Annotated in this window: 13 protein-coding genes and 1 riboswitch; of the genes, 4 read left to right on the forward strand and 9 right to left on the reverse strand. The window is 39.9% G+C overall.

Translation table 11 applies throughout. The features are described 5' to 3' along the window. Positions 1–139: 139 nt before the first annotated feature. A complete protein-coding gene (gene speB, locus P3L56_RS14785) occupies positions 140–1060 on the reverse strand; it encodes an agmatinase (protein ID WP_042845149.1) in 921 nt (306 codons plus the stop codon). Between the two features lie 472 nt (positions 1061–1532). Beyond that, positions 1533–3437 carry a biosynthetic arginine decarboxylase gene (gene speA / locus P3L56_RS14790; RefSeq protein ID WP_042845150.1) on the reverse strand — a complete coding sequence of 635 codons (1905 nt, stop codon included), beginning with the start codon at positions 3435–3437 and terminating at the stop codon, positions 1533–1535. Positions 3438–4153: 716 nt separating this feature from the next. Between speA and metK the strand changes: the two genes are divergently transcribed. Beyond that, a complete protein-coding gene (metK, locus tag P3L56_RS14795; protein WP_042845152.1) occupies positions 4154–5305 on the forward strand; it encodes a methionine adenosyltransferase in 1152 nt (383 codons plus the stop codon). A gap of 83 nt (positions 5306–5388) precedes the next feature. Here metK and P3L56_RS14800 read toward each other — a convergent pair whose 3' ends face one another. From P3L56_RS14800 to P3L56_RS14810, 3 genes are read right to left on the reverse strand one after another with little or no spacing between them, the layout of a single operon-like run. Beyond that, positions 5389–5799: a DUF6691 family protein gene (locus P3L56_RS14800; RefSeq protein WP_042845154.1), complete on the reverse strand. Its 411-nt coding sequence runs from the start codon at positions 5797–5799 to the stop codon at positions 5389–5391. Positions 5800–5803: 4 nt separating this feature from the next. Then, complete coding sequence (locus P3L56_RS14805) at positions 5804–6241, reverse strand: YeeE/YedE family protein (protein WP_042845155.1); 438 nt, start codon at positions 6239–6241, stop codon at positions 5804–5806. A 1-nt stretch (position 6242) separates the two neighbouring features. Further along, complete coding sequence (locus P3L56_RS14810) at positions 6243–6566, reverse strand: ArsR/SmtB family transcription factor (RefSeq protein ID WP_042845157.1); 324 nt, start codon at positions 6564–6566, stop codon at positions 6243–6245. Positions 6567–6674: 108 nt separating this feature from the next. Here P3L56_RS14810 and P3L56_RS14815 point away from each other — a divergent pair, with 108 nt between their 5' ends. Beyond that, positions 6675–7208, forward strand: coding sequence for a SprT family zinc-dependent metalloprotease (locus P3L56_RS14815; protein WP_210831758.1), 534 nt, complete (start codon positions 6675–6677; stop codon positions 7206–7208). A gap of 30 nt (positions 7209–7238) precedes the next feature. On the opposite strand, the gene P3L56_RS14820 is transcribed toward P3L56_RS14815, so the two are convergent. Beyond that, positions 7239–8309, reverse strand: a complete 1071-nt coding sequence (locus tag P3L56_RS14820) for a magnesium transporter (RefSeq protein WP_042845160.1) — start codon at positions 8307–8309, stop codon at positions 7239–7241. Between the two features lie 73 nt (positions 8310–8382). Next, a riboswitch (M-box (ykoK) riboswitch) is annotated at positions 8383–8555 on the reverse strand. A gap of 578 nt (positions 8556–9133) precedes the next feature. Between P3L56_RS14820 and P3L56_RS14825 the strand changes: the two genes are divergently transcribed. Then, positions 9134–9370, forward strand: coding sequence for a HEAT repeat domain-containing protein (locus P3L56_RS14825; protein WP_042845162.1), 237 nt, complete (start codon positions 9134–9136; stop codon positions 9368–9370). Positions 9371–9469: 99 nt separating this feature from the next. Here the strand turns inward: P3L56_RS14825 and hcr are convergent, their stop codons facing one another. Further along, positions 9470–10474, reverse strand: a complete 1005-nt coding sequence (hcr, locus tag P3L56_RS14830; RefSeq protein WP_042845164.1) for an NADH oxidoreductase — start codon at positions 10472–10474, stop codon at positions 9470–9472. A gap of 77 nt (positions 10475–10551) precedes the next feature. Continuing rightward, positions 10552–12204, reverse strand: coding sequence for a hydroxylamine reductase (gene hcp / locus P3L56_RS14835; RefSeq protein ID WP_042845165.1), 1653 nt, complete (start codon positions 12202–12204; stop codon positions 10552–10554). A 344-nt stretch (positions 12205–12548) separates the two neighbouring features. On the opposite strand from hcp, the gene clcA reads away from it, so the two are divergent. Continuing rightward, positions 12549–13955 (forward strand): H(+)/Cl(-) exchange transporter ClcA, encoded by a 1407-nt coding sequence (clcA, locus tag P3L56_RS14840; protein ID WP_048607958.1) that lies wholly within the window; start codon positions 12549–12551, stop codon positions 13953–13955. Between the two features lie 57 nt (positions 13956–14012). Here the strand turns inward: clcA and tehB are convergent, their stop codons facing one another. Further along, positions 14013–14900 (reverse strand): SAM-dependent methyltransferase TehB, encoded by an 888-nt coding sequence (gene tehB, locus P3L56_RS14845; RefSeq protein WP_042845168.1) that lies wholly within the window; start codon positions 14898–14900, stop codon positions 14013–14015. Positions 14901–14967 lie beyond the last annotated feature (67 nt).

Genomic DNA, 14967 nt, shown 5'->3' on the forward strand with positions numbered 1-14967 from the left:
TTAATCCGTTTTAGGAAAAAATGAAAAACCAAACCGCAGCGCCATTTTAAATAAAACCTCATGCAAGCATAGCATTGGTTCGCAACCTAAAAAAAGCCACCGAGTTGGTGGCTTTGATTCTAAAATAGAAATAAATACATTATTCTTTAGATGCTTGGATATATAACATTTCCAATGCAATGGATGCCGCCGCTAATGCAGTAATCTCAGATTGGTCATAAGCGGGAGCCACTTCCACTAAATCCATACCCACAATATTTAATGGCTGTAAACCACGCAGCAATTTCAATGCACGGTCTGAGGTTAAGCCCCCCACAACAGGTGTCCCTGTTCCCGGTGCAAACGCTGGGTCAAGACAGTCAATATCGAATGTCAAATATACTGGCATGTCACCAACAATATCTTTAATCTGCGCGATCATGTCATCTACTCCACGATCGTTGACTTGCGCTGCATCTAACACTGTAAAACCGTTGTCACTATCGTGCTCAGTACGAATACCGATTTGCACTGAACGGGTTGGGTCAATTAGCCCTTCTTTCGGCGCATGATAGAACATAGTGCCATGATCATACTGGCTGCCATTACCATAAGTGTCAGTATGAGCGTCGAAATGCACTAATGCCATTTTACCAAAATGTTTTGCATGAGCACGTAACAGCGGCAGTGTCACAAAATGGTCACCACCAAATGTTAAGCAACGTTTACCCGATTCAAGTAGCTTTTCCGTATGAGCTTGCAGTTTATCGCACATGTCTTGAGCATCACCGAAAGCAAACACAACATCCCCACAGTCAACCACCTTTAAACGCTCGGTTAATTTAAATTTCCACGGCCAACGATGGCTTTCCCATGCAAGATTAGTAGAAACTTGGCGAATTGCCGCAGGACCATGACGACTTCCAGCACGCCCTGACGTCGCCATATCAAATGGTACACCTGTGATCACCCACTGGGCATCTGAACTATAAGGTTGAAAATTCAGCGGAAAACGTAAGAAACCAAATGCGTTAGAAACCAGTGAATTATCAACTTGATTGCCTAAAGTACTATTAATCATTTCTGTTCCTCAAAATGAACCTGCCTATTAGCAAGCCCTTTTAATATTCGATTCGAATGGTTTTTATCTAATTAACTTCGCACAGTATAAATAATAAACAAATCATGTTATTTGCACAAAGTTATTATCTGCAATACTCTCAACTCATGCGCTAAATAGTTCGAGCTGTCGCTAGGCGGCAAATGAGCCAAGCCCTAGGAGCATACACAAGTATGTGACTAGGGTTGGCAAATGCAGCCAACAACGCGACAGTGCGAAATATGACGCGCATACACAAGTATGTGACCCGAGTAGCCGAATGTAGCCAACACCGCCACTCTACAAAATATAACGTGCATAATGCTCTAAATAGTTCGTGTTGTGGCTAGGCGGCAAACAAGGATATCTCGGGGAGCATACACAAGTATGTGACCCGAGTAACCGAGTGCAGCCAACACCGCCACAGCACGAAATATGACGAGCATTAGATAACTTATTCGTCTTCGAGATAAGTATACCCATACAACCCGTTCTCGAACTCTTCCACAAAATCTTTCTGTAGCTGCTCACTCAGCCCCGTCCCTTTAACTTGCTCAGTAAAGCTTTCTAATAACACTTCAGGAACCAGTTTAACGTATTGCAGCATATCAGCCACGGAGTCGCCTTCTTCACTTTGTAAGTAACGCACATTACCTTGGCTATCAACCCATACATCTATCGCAGCGGTATCACCGAATAAATTATGCATGTTGCCTAAAATTTCCTGATATGCCCCAATCATAAAGAAACCAATCATTGGTGGGTTTTCTGGGTCATAAGCAGGCATTGGCATGGTGGTTTCAACCCCATCGCCATCGACATAATGGTCAATAATACCGTCAGAATCACATGTTATGTCTAACAATACAGCACGGCGGTCTAACGGTTTATCTAGCCCCTCAATCGGCAATACAGGGAAAACTTGGTCAATACCCCATGAGTCTGGTAATGACTGGAATAAGGAGAAATTAACATAGAACTTATCTGCCATACGTTCTTGAAGTTCATCGATTATTGGACGATGAGCACGGTTACTCGGGTCCAAATCTTGTTGAATACGGCGGCAAATATTAAGATACAACTCTTCAGCCCATGCACGTTGAGTTAAATCTAAAACACCATGTGCGTATTGGGTATGCGCTTCTTGTAAGTCAAACTGACTATCATGTAACCATTCACGCAACGAGCGGCTATTCCCTTGATGTTGCATCGATTCCCATGTGTCCCACAATGAAATAAGTGAGCGCGGGGCATCTTCATTTGGTGGTGATGTCTTAGTAAATTCGTTGCGCTCTACACCAATCACATTGGAAACTAAAACGGTATGATGCGCCGTTAACGCACGGCCAGATTCAGTGATAACCGTTGGGTGTGGTAACCCAAACTCTTCACAAGCATCACCAATAGCCCAAATCACGTTGTTAGCGTATTCATTTAAACCATAGTTAACTGAGCAATCAGATTGGGAGCGAGTCCCCTCATAGTCAACACCTAGACCACCGCCCACATCAAAACATTGAATATTGACGCCTATACGATGTAGTTCCACATAAAAACGCGCGGATTCACGAACCCCCGTGGCAATATCACGAATATTTGCCATCTGAGAACCCAGATGAAAATGAAGCAGTTGCAAGCTGTCTAAACGACCTGCATTACGCAGGATTTCGACTAACTGTAATACTTGAGTCGCAGCCAAACCAAATTTGGATTTTTCACCACCACTAGCTTGCCATTTACCAGACCCTTGCGAAGCAAGACGGGCACGTACCCCTAAGCGTGGAGTGACATCAAGGCTTTTAGCTTCTGCGAGTACCATCTCAATTTCGGACATTTTTTCGATCACCAGATAAACTTTGTGACCTAATTTTTCCCCAATCAGAGCTAAGCGAATGTATTCACGGTCTTTATAACCGTTACAAACAATCACTGTCTGTGTTTTGCCTGCATTGGCTAAAACAGCCATTAACTCTGCTTTAGAGCCCGCTTCTAGCCCTAATGGTTCCCCCGAATTGACTAAAGATTCAATCACACGGCGTTGTTGGTTGACTTTGATAGGATAAACAAGGAAATAATCCCCCTTGTAGCCATAAGATTCACGAGCACGTCTAAACGCCGCATTTATTGAGCGAAGGCGATGCTGTAGAATTTGTGGGAAGCAAAACAAAGCAGGTAAACGTAAATGCTGTTGTTCTTCTTTGACCTCGTTTACAAGGTCAGCTAAATCAACAAAGGTGTCAGGGTTTTCAGGATTAGGGCAAACACAGACATTTCCGCGCTCATTCACCTGATAGTAACCACCACCCCAATACGCAATATTGTAAGTCTGGCGCATTTTGCGAGCGATATTATCATTCATAACAAACTCCTAATATGGAGGGGTGAGTGACGCGTTCTCCTTCCGATGCATGTAATTACGACATGGCACGACAAGACAGTTATGTCGGGGAAACGGCAATACTCAGATTTTAATAAAAAGTGCTTAGAACATCTAAACAGTGACAATATACGACCTTAAGCTGACAAATTAATGACTCAGCCTCAAAGGTGTATTAGAGATGTGACGGTAACTTCGTGATGAAGTAAAGAATGACAGGAAAGTAAACGCCAATGTCACGCGGCGATCCGCAAATGACGGTTGGATACTGTTATTCAGTAGATTATGGTTCATTCCCCATTAACCCCCAATATAACTGTTTAACCCTTTAAAATTTCAATGTTGTAGCACTATTTTGGCAGGTTGACCTGTTGATTTAAGCTATATCACCTTGTTTTTTTATTGAAATTCAAAAGTTTATAAACATTCCTGATAGATAGCAGGGATTTTATTTTACCTGCTGGTATATAACGGGAAATAACAACCATCCGTTACGGTCGCTGTTTATACATCTATTACGCTCAAAAAGCAAAACCAAAATAACTAAATTGAGATAAAACTTTATGGGTCGTTGTTTTGTGCTCTAGCCGTTTTTTGTATAAATAGAGGTAGAAATTTTTGCTGTATGAGACTAAAATAGACGTCTAGATGTTAAAACATCCAATTATAAATCTGCGAATTCTTAAGGTATTAATCTCATGGCTACACATCTCTTTACTTCTGAGTCTGTATCAGAAGGGCATCCAGATAAAATTGCTGATCAAATCTCTGATGCAGTACTTGATGCTATTCTAGAACAAGACCCGAAAGCTCGCGTTGCCTGCGAAACCTACGTCAAAACAGGTATGGTGATGGTTGGGGGAGAAATCACCACCAGTGCTTGGGTTGATATTGAAGAAATCACACGCAAAACGGTTCGCGAAATCGGTTATACCAGCTCCGAAATGGGCTTTGACGCCAATTCATGTGCGGTCTTAAGTGCCATTGGTAAACAATCACCTGATATCAATCAAGGTGTTGATCGTATCGACCCATCAGAACAAGGTGCAGGTGACCAAGGTCTTATGTTTGGTTATGCCACTAATGAAACTGATGTATTAATGCCAGCGCCAATTACTTATGCACATCGCTTAGTTCAACGCCAAGCAGATGTACGTAAAAATGGCACCTTACCTTGGTTACGTCCAGATGCAAAAAGTCAGGTTACCTTTCAATATGACAACAATAAAATTGTCGGTATTGATGCGGTGGTTTTATCCACTCAGCATTCTGAAGAAATTCAACAAAAAGACCTGCACGAAGCCGTAATGGAAGAAATCATTAAACCTGTTCTTCCTGCTGAATGGTTAAGTTCTGCAACTAAATATTTTATTAACCCAACAGGTCGCTTTGTCATTGGGGGCCCAATGGGTGACTGTGGTTTGACTGGCCGTAAAATCATCGTTGATACATACGGTGGTATGGCTCGTCATGGTGGTGGTGCTTTTTCTGGTAAAGACCCTTCTAAAGTCGACCGCTCCGCGGCTTATGCTGCACGCTATGTTGCGAAAAATATTGTGGCTGCAGGGCTTGCAGACCGCTGCGAGATCCAAGTTTCTTATGCTATTGGTGTCGCTGAGCCAACCTCTATTATGGTCGAAACATTTGGTACGGCTAAAGTAGATGAATCGTTATTAATTAAATTAGTACGTGAATTCTTTGACTTACGCCCTTACGGTTTAATTAATATGCTTGACCTTCTACACCCAATTTATCAGCAAACTGCATCATATGGCCATTTTGGTCGTTCGCAATTCCCTTGGGAAAAAACGGATAAAGCTGAATTATTGCGCAGTGCCGCTGGCTTATAATTTATTTAGTTAATACCGTAAAGTAAAAAACCCATCTGCTAATGATGGGTTTTTATTGTCGATAATATCGTCATATAAATGGCTTAATTTTTTTGTGTAAATTGGAAAATTGCCATTCCTGCTATCATAGCTAACGTAAATATAACCCCTTGAGTAACCCCCATTCCTGTTAATAGCAAGGCAGGTCCTGGGCAAATACCTGCAAGCCCCCATCCAACACCAAATAACACGCTGCCCGTAATCAGCTTTTTATCAATTATTTGGTTAGTTGGTATTTGTAATGGACAACTCAGGATACTTACTCGTTTTCTTTTGATAAAAACATAGGAAACCCCACTAATCACCATTGCCACTGCCATTGTGACAAGTAAGGACGGGTCCCAATTCCCCGTAATATCAAGAAAGGATAGAATTTTAGCCGGGTTTCCCATCCCCGCTATCACCAAACCTAAACCAAATAATATTCCTGATATCAGTGCAATTATAATTGGCATTCACTTATCCCCTTAGCCCGTACTGGTTAGCAAGCGCTACGGTTACAAAAGCCACAAGCATAAAAATAATTACGGCAACAATGGAGCGACGAGAAAACCTCGACATACCGCAAATGCCATGGCCACTGGTACATCCCCCCCCTAAACGCGTGCCAAAGCCAACAAATAGACCTGCTAGAATTAAAACTGGTACGCTAGCCGTAATATTTACTTCTGGCGTATAAGCAAACCAAGTGAATAACAACGGGGCAATCATCAATCCAATGATAAAAGCCGCCTTCCATGCCGTATCGCCTTTTATCGGTCTTAGTAAACCACCTAAAATGCCGCTAATCCCTGCTATTCGTCCGTTAAAAACTAATAAAATTGCCGCTGCCAACCCAATCAGCACGCCCCCTATCGCAGCGGATATCGGGGTAAAATTAGCCCAATCAATCACCATGTTAGTTCTCCTTTGCCGGGCAATAAAGTTGATATAACGTATTAAGTAGCGTGAATAGTTTTTCATCTGCTATTGCATAGTAAATGCGTTTACCCTCACGACGAGTTGTCACTAAGCCTTCATTTCGTAACACAGTCAGTTGTTGTGATAAGGTGGGCTGTTGGATACCCAGTTGTTCCTCTAATTCACTGACGCAAGCTTCCCCCTGTGTTAATTGGCAAAGTAGGATTAAGCGATCAGGATTCCCCAGTGTTTTTAATAATGATGCAGTTTGTGTTGCTGCTTGCTTCATCGCAAAAAGCAATTCTTCTGGTGTATTATTCATATAGTCACGTTAGTTATCTTTATTATGTATTATTATAATATATATTTTTATATAATAATCGTCAAATTTTACTTGTTTGCCTTGCTCACCTTCACGTATCCTTAGCTTATGAAAACGATTAGAGTCCCTATTTTTTTACAGCAACGAGTCATGAGCACCCTACGGGAAAAGCTCGCGTTGGCGGAACAAAAACTTGAACAAGCTTTTCCAGAACCCAAACTCAATTACAAACAACGCGGCACAACAGCTGGTAGTGCTTACTTAAAAGAATGGGAAATTCGTATTAATCCAATATTACTAATTGAAAATACATATCTTTTCATCGATGAGGTTGTTCCTCATGAACTGGCTCACTTATTGGTTTTTAAGGTGTTCGGTCGACAGGGAATTGCGCCCCATGGCAAAGAATGGAAATGGATGATGCAACATGTGCTAGAAGTGGATGCAAACCGTACTCATCGTTTTTCAGTCGCAACAGTAAAAAGTAAAACCTTTAATTACACCTGTGCCTGTAAAACAACCCATGAATTAACAATACGTCGTCATAACAAAGTGATGAGAGGTGAAAACCAATATTTGTGTCGTCGATGTGGGGAAATTTTAAAACCGAAGGAAGTTAGTGCCGCTACGGCAGAAAATTAACCTTCCGCCGTAGCAAATTCAACATGTCTCTTAAGCAAACTCCGTCATCACTAATTTGGCAATTTCGAAGTAGATAATCAAACCTGTGCCGTCAATAAAAGTCGCAATAAACGGTGCCGATACGACTGCTGGGTCTACTTTTAGTTTCTTTAATACCATTGGTATAATTGAAGAAACAATCGCACTCCACATAGTGATAGCGACAATTGTTAAGCTTACAACAATCGTTACTTCGTGGCCAACGCCTAAGATCCAAGCACGAATTAAAGCAGCCCCACCAATAGTGACAGCAACTAAAAATGAAGTAGAAACCTCTTTTTTCAGCACTGCACCAAGGTTACGTAAGCTAACTTCTCCCAACGCCATTGCACGAACTAGCGTTGACGTAATTTGAGTACCGCTGTTGCCACCAGTACCAATCAATAATGGGATAAAGAACGCAAGTGAAATTGCTGCTTCAAGTTGTTCTTCAAATGCTTTTAATACTGTCCCTGTATAGGCTTCAGCGACAAATAACATTAACAACCAAACTACACGTTTACGCCACAGTGTTACTGGACTAGTCGTTAAATAAGGCTCATCAAGCGGTGTCGTTGCGCCTTGTAACTGCGCATCAAGTGTATTCTCATCTTCAATCAGTTCTGCGATATCTTGCGGACGCAAAACACCCATTAATTTGCCAAATTGCACAACAGGGATCATATCTAGACCACTATGGTTAATCAGGTCATAGACATCATGACGAGATTGTTCTGGTGCAACCGAAAAATAATTGTGCCGCATAATATCAGACACTAATAAATCTTCTGGAGAAGCTAACAATGATTTAACTGAAAGAATTCCATTTAAATAATTGTCGCTATCAACAACAAATAAATAAGTCGGAATTTGTTCGCCATCAAGGTGTTCAATAAGGTTTTGTTTTACACAGGCGATTGAATCTGCGACAGAAACTGGTAGATATGATTGGCTCATATATGCACTAACAGTTGCGTCATCAATTTTAGGCTGCTGTGTATTGTGGTTTTTAAGGCGCGTGCCTTTCATCGCGGATTGAGCAATTGCAACTGCTCCCGCTTTGTTTTGAGAAGTGAATGTCATTTTTTTAGTCCCTATTACTGTTGGTTACTCAAACAGTACTCAAATAGGGGCGAAACCAGATGAGAGAATGCAAAAGCTATCTCTTCGTCTCGGTTTTAGCACTATACAACGTATCCTGTATTGAGCAGGAAGTTACATGGGGATATACCTTCGGTCGATATATCCTGTCCTAATCTTGGGCGTCTCTCGACGTCGTCAGATCAGTAACCTATGTTTGTATAGGAGCCTCGCCTAACGAGATACTGCACTTTGGATGCGGCGCGAATTATACCCATTGATAAATTAATTACTAGTCTCTATCTACGTTTTTTTACGCATAGTAAACTTATTGTTTAGGGTTTGTTTAAGTTTATATTTAATATAAATTCATCAAGTAACAATTTGTAAAAAACAATAAATTATAATGTTTTTGTTATAAAAACATTATAATAAAACAGTAACCACATCAATAATAACCAAGAAAACAAAAATAACATTAAAGATATAATTTAATAAAATTAATTAAATTCACCCTTATTCCTTGCCTTACAGCATAAATATCAAAACCCATGACTCCAAGCATTATTAAATAAACCACTCACTCTTTATTGGTGTATTATAAATTACTAATACTAATTATTCGAGTGGTTTTTAAAACCAATAACAATCAAATTTAAAAATTAATTAGTAAGAAAATACACTTATAACGTTATTTAATTCGAATATATTAGTAAAAAATGAATTATTAATTCTTAATAATAATTTTTAGATGTCAATTCAGAGTTAAATATCACTAGAATTATCTTAGAATATTTTTGAATTTATTTAACAGTGAAAGTTTTATTATGGATAAAGTAATTGTAGGTATGTTAACAAATTTAACATACAGAGTGAATGATGAAATAAAAATCGCAGCAATTTCAGCATTAGGCGATTTTAAAGCAACAATTGAATATCATGATGCCATCATACGCATCATAGACTTATGCCAAGACCCAAATAAAGAAGTCGCAGTTTCAGCAATTAATACATTGAGTAAATTGTCTGTTTATTTCATACATAGCCCAAAAATAGAACACTAAAAACCCTTATTATGCGTACGTTAAATTTATATTATTTCGTATTGTGTAGCACTGCCCCATTATTTTTATAATGAGACAGCCTAACGACGTTAAATAACCTTACTCGATTTCAGTGTCGCCTTGTAATTGGCAGCTGCAGGCTAAAACATAACCTTCGGCAATCTCTGCTTCAGTCAATGTCATCGTACTGGATGTGGTGTAATTTCCTGATAATACCTTTGTTTTACAACTACCACAGACACCTGCACGGCACGCCGCGATAACCGGCTGTTTATTTTGTTCTAATGCAGACAATAAAGAGGTACCAACTGGTACTTTAAAATTCACTAAACGCTGACGAATTTTTAATGTCAGAACATCTTCGCTATCAATAGCCTCTGGTTCGGTAGAAAAGCGCTCCATAAAGAATTGCTCAGCAGGGACGCCTAAATTTGCAGCAAATTGCTGCGCATTTTTCATATATGGAACTGGGCCACATGTCATTACGATACGTGAATGAATATCGGGTACTAGTACTTTTAGTTTTTCTTCGGTTAAACGACCCTGTGCAACCTCCCCATTATCTGGAGTTTCAGCCATTACACACAGCTGTAGCCTATCTGGATATAATTGGGTTAATTGTTGCCATTCTTGTGCAAAAATGACTTGTTGGTTATCGCGAACATTAAATAATACTTTGACGTTTGCCTCAGGACGATTTGCCATTAGCCAACGAGTCATAGACATAATCGGCGTCACGCCACAACCTGCCGCCAGCATTAAATATTGTTGGTTTTCTACATTAGCGCAAGTGAATTCCCCTTGAGCGGCTGAAAGCCAAAGGTAATCACCCTCTTTAACAGAACGTGTGAGCCAATTTGACCCCATACCATCTGCTAATCGCCTGACTGTAATCGAAATAAAACGACTTTGCCCTGGTGATGATGAAAGAGTATAAGCACGCATGACCTCATCACTATTTTTAATACTAACCAAAGCATATTGCCCTGGTGAATACATATAGAAATCGTGATTAATAAGATTGATAGTCCAAACATCCGCTGTTTCTTGAATAATAGAATGAATTTGCATCCTATTTGGACATAAACTGCTTGGCATTGTCATTGCTTCACTCCTTTATAGGGGGTCACAGCCCCCTTCTCTCATATCGGTATTTTAAACGGGTTCAGTCGTCTTACTAATTATGCAGGTAAAATTTCAGCGAGATCTTGCTCTACCGTGGTGATGCTACGCATACCAAACTTCTCATTTAACACATTTAATAAGTTTTCGGTTAAGAAACCTGGGGCTGTTGGACCGGTATAAATATTTTTCACACCTAGCGCCAATAGTGTTAATAGAATAACAATCGCTTTTTGTTCAAACCAAGATAGAATCAAGCTTAGTGGTAAGTCATTGATACCACATCCAAGTTTCTCTGACAGATTGACCGCCAGCATGATTGCGGAATAAGCATCATTGCACTGACCAACATCCAATAAACGTGGTAAACCTTCTAATGTACCGAAGTCCAATTTATTAAAACGATACTTACCACACGCTAATGTTAGGATCAGGCAGTCCTCAGGTACGCTACGTGCAAAATCAGTGTAGTAACTTCTTTCACCACGGCTACCATCACAACCCCCTACTAAGAAGACATGACGCAGTTTTTTCTGTGCGACTAAATCAATCACCGCATCAGCAGCGCCTAATAAAGTTTGGCGTCCAAAACCAACCGTGATTTTGTGTTCAATTTCGGTATATGGGAACCCTGCTAGTGATTGTGCTTGCGCTATCATGTCAGAAAAATCATCACCAACTAAGTGTTTAGCTCCCGGCCAGCCGACAATGCTGCGCGTCCAAATTCTGTCTTTATATTGCCCAACATCAGGGTCAATAATACAGTTTGATGTCATCAAAACAGGCCCAGGGAATTTAGCAAATTCAACTTGCTGGTTTTGCCACCCACTGCCATAGTTACCGACGAGATGAGCATATTTTTTCAGTTCTGGATAACCATGTGCGGGTAACATTTCACCATGGGTATAAATATTGATCCCTGTACCTTCTGTTTGCTCGAGTAACATTTTCAGATCTTTTAAATCATGGCCTGAAATCAAGATACATTTACCTGCAACAGGGCGAACATTAACCTCAGTTGGCACTGGATGACCAAACTCACCGGTTTCACCCGCATCTAATATTTCCATGATTTTAAAATTCATCAAACCAATTGCCATTGAGTTATCAAGCAATTCATTCATGTCTGATGGCAACGTACCTAGCCAAGCCATAATGTTATGGTATTGGCCATAAACCTCATTATCATATTGGCCTAGTACATGAGCATGTTCCATGTAGGCCGCAGCCCCTTTTAAGCCATAGAGGCATAACATGCGTAATCCATGGATATCTTCGCCTACTTCTGCCTTATCGATATCCAAAGAGAATTGTGCTGCTTGTGCCTGTAAGGTAGGAATATCGGTACCGGCTAACTGCAAGTGGATCAAGGGGTGATTAAATACCACAGCACTATTTACTGACTGGCAGTGTTTAATTAATTTATCACGTAAATAAATAGCTTCGCGTGCATAACCAATAATACGGTCTGAATCAAAATTGACGTTAGTTAATGTGGAGAAAAATGCGCGTGGAGCAAAACTATCAATATCATGATCGATAATACCGAGTTCACGAGCCGTAACTGCACTGGCCGATAAGCTTTGCAATACAGCAACTAATAAATCTTGTAGGTCAGAAGTTTCTGCTGTTTTACCGCACATACCCTGCGCGTATGCACAGCCATTACCAGCTGGAGTTCTAATTGTTTGTTCACATTGCACACAGTACATGTTATTCGCCTCTTAAAGTTGCATTTCAAATACAACATTAAGATTACGCTCTTTATTAGAATAAAAAAGTGGAATTGTTAGCTATCTAACCATTTATTGATCTACATTAATGTTTTGTATGAATGAGAACTATTATCAATACTGGAAGTATGATAAACCATCTGCTGCTGGCCTTAGTGTTTATTCATTATTTCAGAATGAATAAGCTGCCCTCATTTTATTTTTTGAAAAATAATCACTATTTATTCCAATATAATTTTCCTATGATAAGGTTTACTTTATCTCTTGCTATACTATGAATGTAAGTTATTGTTATGTAATCACAAAAAGAGAATCAAAAAAAGATGGCACAGGAAAAATTAACAAGTAAGTCCGTAATGAAATATCGTTTCGGTGTACTTAGACGGTTAAAAGAATCAGATAAGACTCCCATAAAGATCTTACTATTAGCCGCAATTATTGGCGCTGCCGTTGGGCTTATTGGCTCTCTATTTATGTTAGGCACCACTTGGATCAGTAACTACCGTACTCAATCTGTTGGCGACTTAGTCATAGATAAATGGTTAGTTATTCCGACTATGTTTGCTGTCTCAGCTATTCTTGCAATGATAGGTTATTATCTTGTTAAACGTTTTTCCCCTGAATCAGGGGGCTCTGGTATCCCCGAAATCGAAGGGGCTCTGCAAGATTTACGCCCTGTTAGATGGTGGAGAGTCATCCCCGTAAAATTTTTTGGTGGCTTAGGAACACTAGGCTCTGGGATGGTATTAGGGCGTGAAGGGCCAACAGTCCAATTAGGGGCTAATATTAGCCAGATGTTCTATGATATTTTTCGCTTAAAAGATAATGAATCTCGCCACACTTTATTAGCTGCGGGTGCAGCCGCTGGCTTATCAACTGCATTTAATGCGCCTCTTGCAGGGATATTATTTATTATTGAAGAGATGCGCCCTCAATTTAAGTACAGTTTAATCTCCATTAAAGCTGTATTCATAGGTGCAGTTACAGCCACTATTGTTTTTAGACTAATTAATGGGGAAGCCGCCTTATTAAATATCGGGCAATTTTCCTCAGCCCCCATGAACACACTTTGGCTCTATTTAGTTTTAGGGCTGTTATTTGGTATTGTAGGGATCTGCTTCAACCGTTTTTTATTATTTTTACAGGATAAATTTCTCGCCTTTTATCAAAATAAAATCTCTCGTTTCGTCTTAATGGGAGGGCTGATTGGTGGGGCTTTTGGTGCTATTGGTGTTTATACCCCTGAAATTGTTGGCGGTGGTTACTCGGTGATCCACCAAATGGTTGCAGGACAATTTACGATTACCTTAATATTCCTCTTTTTTGCATTACGCTTTTTAACCTCAACAATTAGTTTTAGCTCAGGCGCACCTGGAGGGATTTTTTCTCCCTTACTCGCTCTGGGAACGTTATTTGGTGGTGTTTTTGGCTATGCTGTACTCGAACTATTTCCCCATTACCAAATAGAAGTGGGGACTTTTGCCATCGCAGGCATGGGGGCTTTATTTGCTGCAACGGTAAGGGCCCCTTTAACGGGTATTGTATTAGTTTTAGAAATGACGAATAATTATCAGCTTATCTTGCCTATGATTATTACTTGTATCGGTGCCACTATGATGGCCCAGTTTTTAGGTGGCAGGCCCCTTTACTCCGTTATATTAGAAAAAACACTTGAGCGTAGTGCAAAAGAAGAGTCAGCAGCGAAAGCGACCATCCCCCCTTCTGCTTAACGTTAGCCATAAAAAACGGGTTGTTGAAACAACCCGTTTTTTATCAATCAGATAGTTTTATCTTTTTTTTGCAATTAGCGTTGCGAAATTAAGCTTAATTCGGTTTCCTTGTGCATCCGTGCGATGCAGATGACCTGGGTTTTCATTATATTTTAAAATTTCCCAGTCTTGATAATAATGTTTTAATTCGCCTGGCTTCAAGAAACATTTAAAAGGAACTAAATCTAATGGAGCATCTGGCGTTTCAACAGCACAGACAATCACATTAATACCACCTGATAACGTATGCTGTTGCATGTTCGCCACCACATCCGCAATCTTTTCACGCTGCAAAAACATCAGTACCACAGTAGAAATAATTAATTGATAATCATCTTGAATTTGGTGGCTATTAATATCGTAAATAGCAGTATGAATATTATCTATACCTGCTTGTTTTTTCACAAAATCAATCGCTTGAATATGTTGCGGATTGATATCGACGGAAGTAACGTCATAACCTTGTAATGCAAGGTAAAAACTGTTCCTTCCACGACCAGAGCCTAAATCCAACGTTTTACAAGGGGCTGATAATTTATTTTCACATAAATACCGAACTTCTGAATGGGGGATCGTTAAACCATACTGCTTATAAAATTTAATTTCTGGTTGGCACAAAAAGGCGAGTTGGCATTCCATATCATCACTACAATTGGAAATACGATGCCAAATTTGTGGTTCGATTATTGGCGGCTGGTTATGAACATCAAAGGTGAAGTGCTGTTCGCTGCCATCTTCATTAAAAATGATAAAATCAAGAGAGCCTTTCAATACCTTTAACTGGGCGTATGTATCCTCTTTTGTATTATGGCGCTCTTGAAACATGAGCGGTAAAGAGGTTTTATTCCAGACCGGCATGGTCTTGTAGCACACAAGTTCATTCATATCATCACCAATAAGTTGCATTTTAAATACATCTTATACCGATAACTTGAACACTGCAAAGCTTTCATTAATAAAACAATCAGGGTTT

This window comes from Providencia sp. PROV024 (assembly GCF_032709665.1).
Classification (GTDB): Bacteria; Pseudomonadota; Gammaproteobacteria; order Enterobacterales; family Enterobacteriaceae; genus Providencia; species Providencia huashanensis.

Coding starts and splice junctions, on each gene's coding strand:
- hcr (WP_042845164.1), bottom strand. CDS start 10,474: ATGACAATGCCAAGCAGTTTATGTCCAAATAGGATGCAAATTCATTCT.
- hcp (WP_042845165.1), bottom strand. CDS start 12,204: ATGTACTGTGTGCAATGTGAACAAACAATTAGAACTCCAGCTGGTAAT.
- P3L56_RS14805 (WP_042845155.1), bottom strand. CDS start 6,241: ATGGTGATTGATTGGGCTAATTTTACCCCGATATCCGCTGCGATAGGG.
- P3L56_RS14820 (WP_042845160.1), bottom strand. CDS start 8,309: ATGACATTCACTTCTCAAAACAAAGCGGGAGCAGTTGCAATTGCTCAA.
- speA (WP_042845150.1), bottom strand. CDS start 3,437: ATGAATGATAATATCGCTCGCAAAATGCGCCAGACTTACAATATTGCG.
- tehB (WP_042845168.1), bottom strand. CDS start 14,900: ATGCAACTTATTGGTGATGATATGAATGAACTTGTGTGCTACAAGACC.
- P3L56_RS14800 (WP_042845154.1), bottom strand. CDS start 5,799: ATGCCAATTATAATTGCACTGATATCAGGAATATTATTTGGTTTAGGT.
- P3L56_RS14825 (WP_042845162.1), top strand. CDS start 9,134: ATGGATAAAGTAATTGTAGGTATGTTAACAAATTTAACATACAGAGTG.
- speB (WP_042845149.1), bottom strand. CDS start 1,060: ATGATTAATAGTACTTTAGGCAATCAAGTTGATAATTCACTGGTTTCT.
- P3L56_RS14810 (WP_042845157.1), bottom strand. CDS start 6,566: ATGAATAATACACCAGAAGAATTGCTTTTTGCGATGAAGCAAGCAGCA.
- metK (WP_042845152.1), top strand. CDS start 4,154: ATGGCTACACATCTCTTTACTTCTGAGTCTGTATCAGAAGGGCATCCA.
- clcA (WP_048607958.1), top strand. CDS start 12,549: ATGGCACAGGAAAAATTAACAAGTAAGTCCGTAATGAAATATCGTTTC.
- P3L56_RS14815 (WP_210831758.1), top strand. CDS start 6,675: ATGAAAACGATTAGAGTCCCTATTTTTTTACAGCAACGAGTCATGAGC.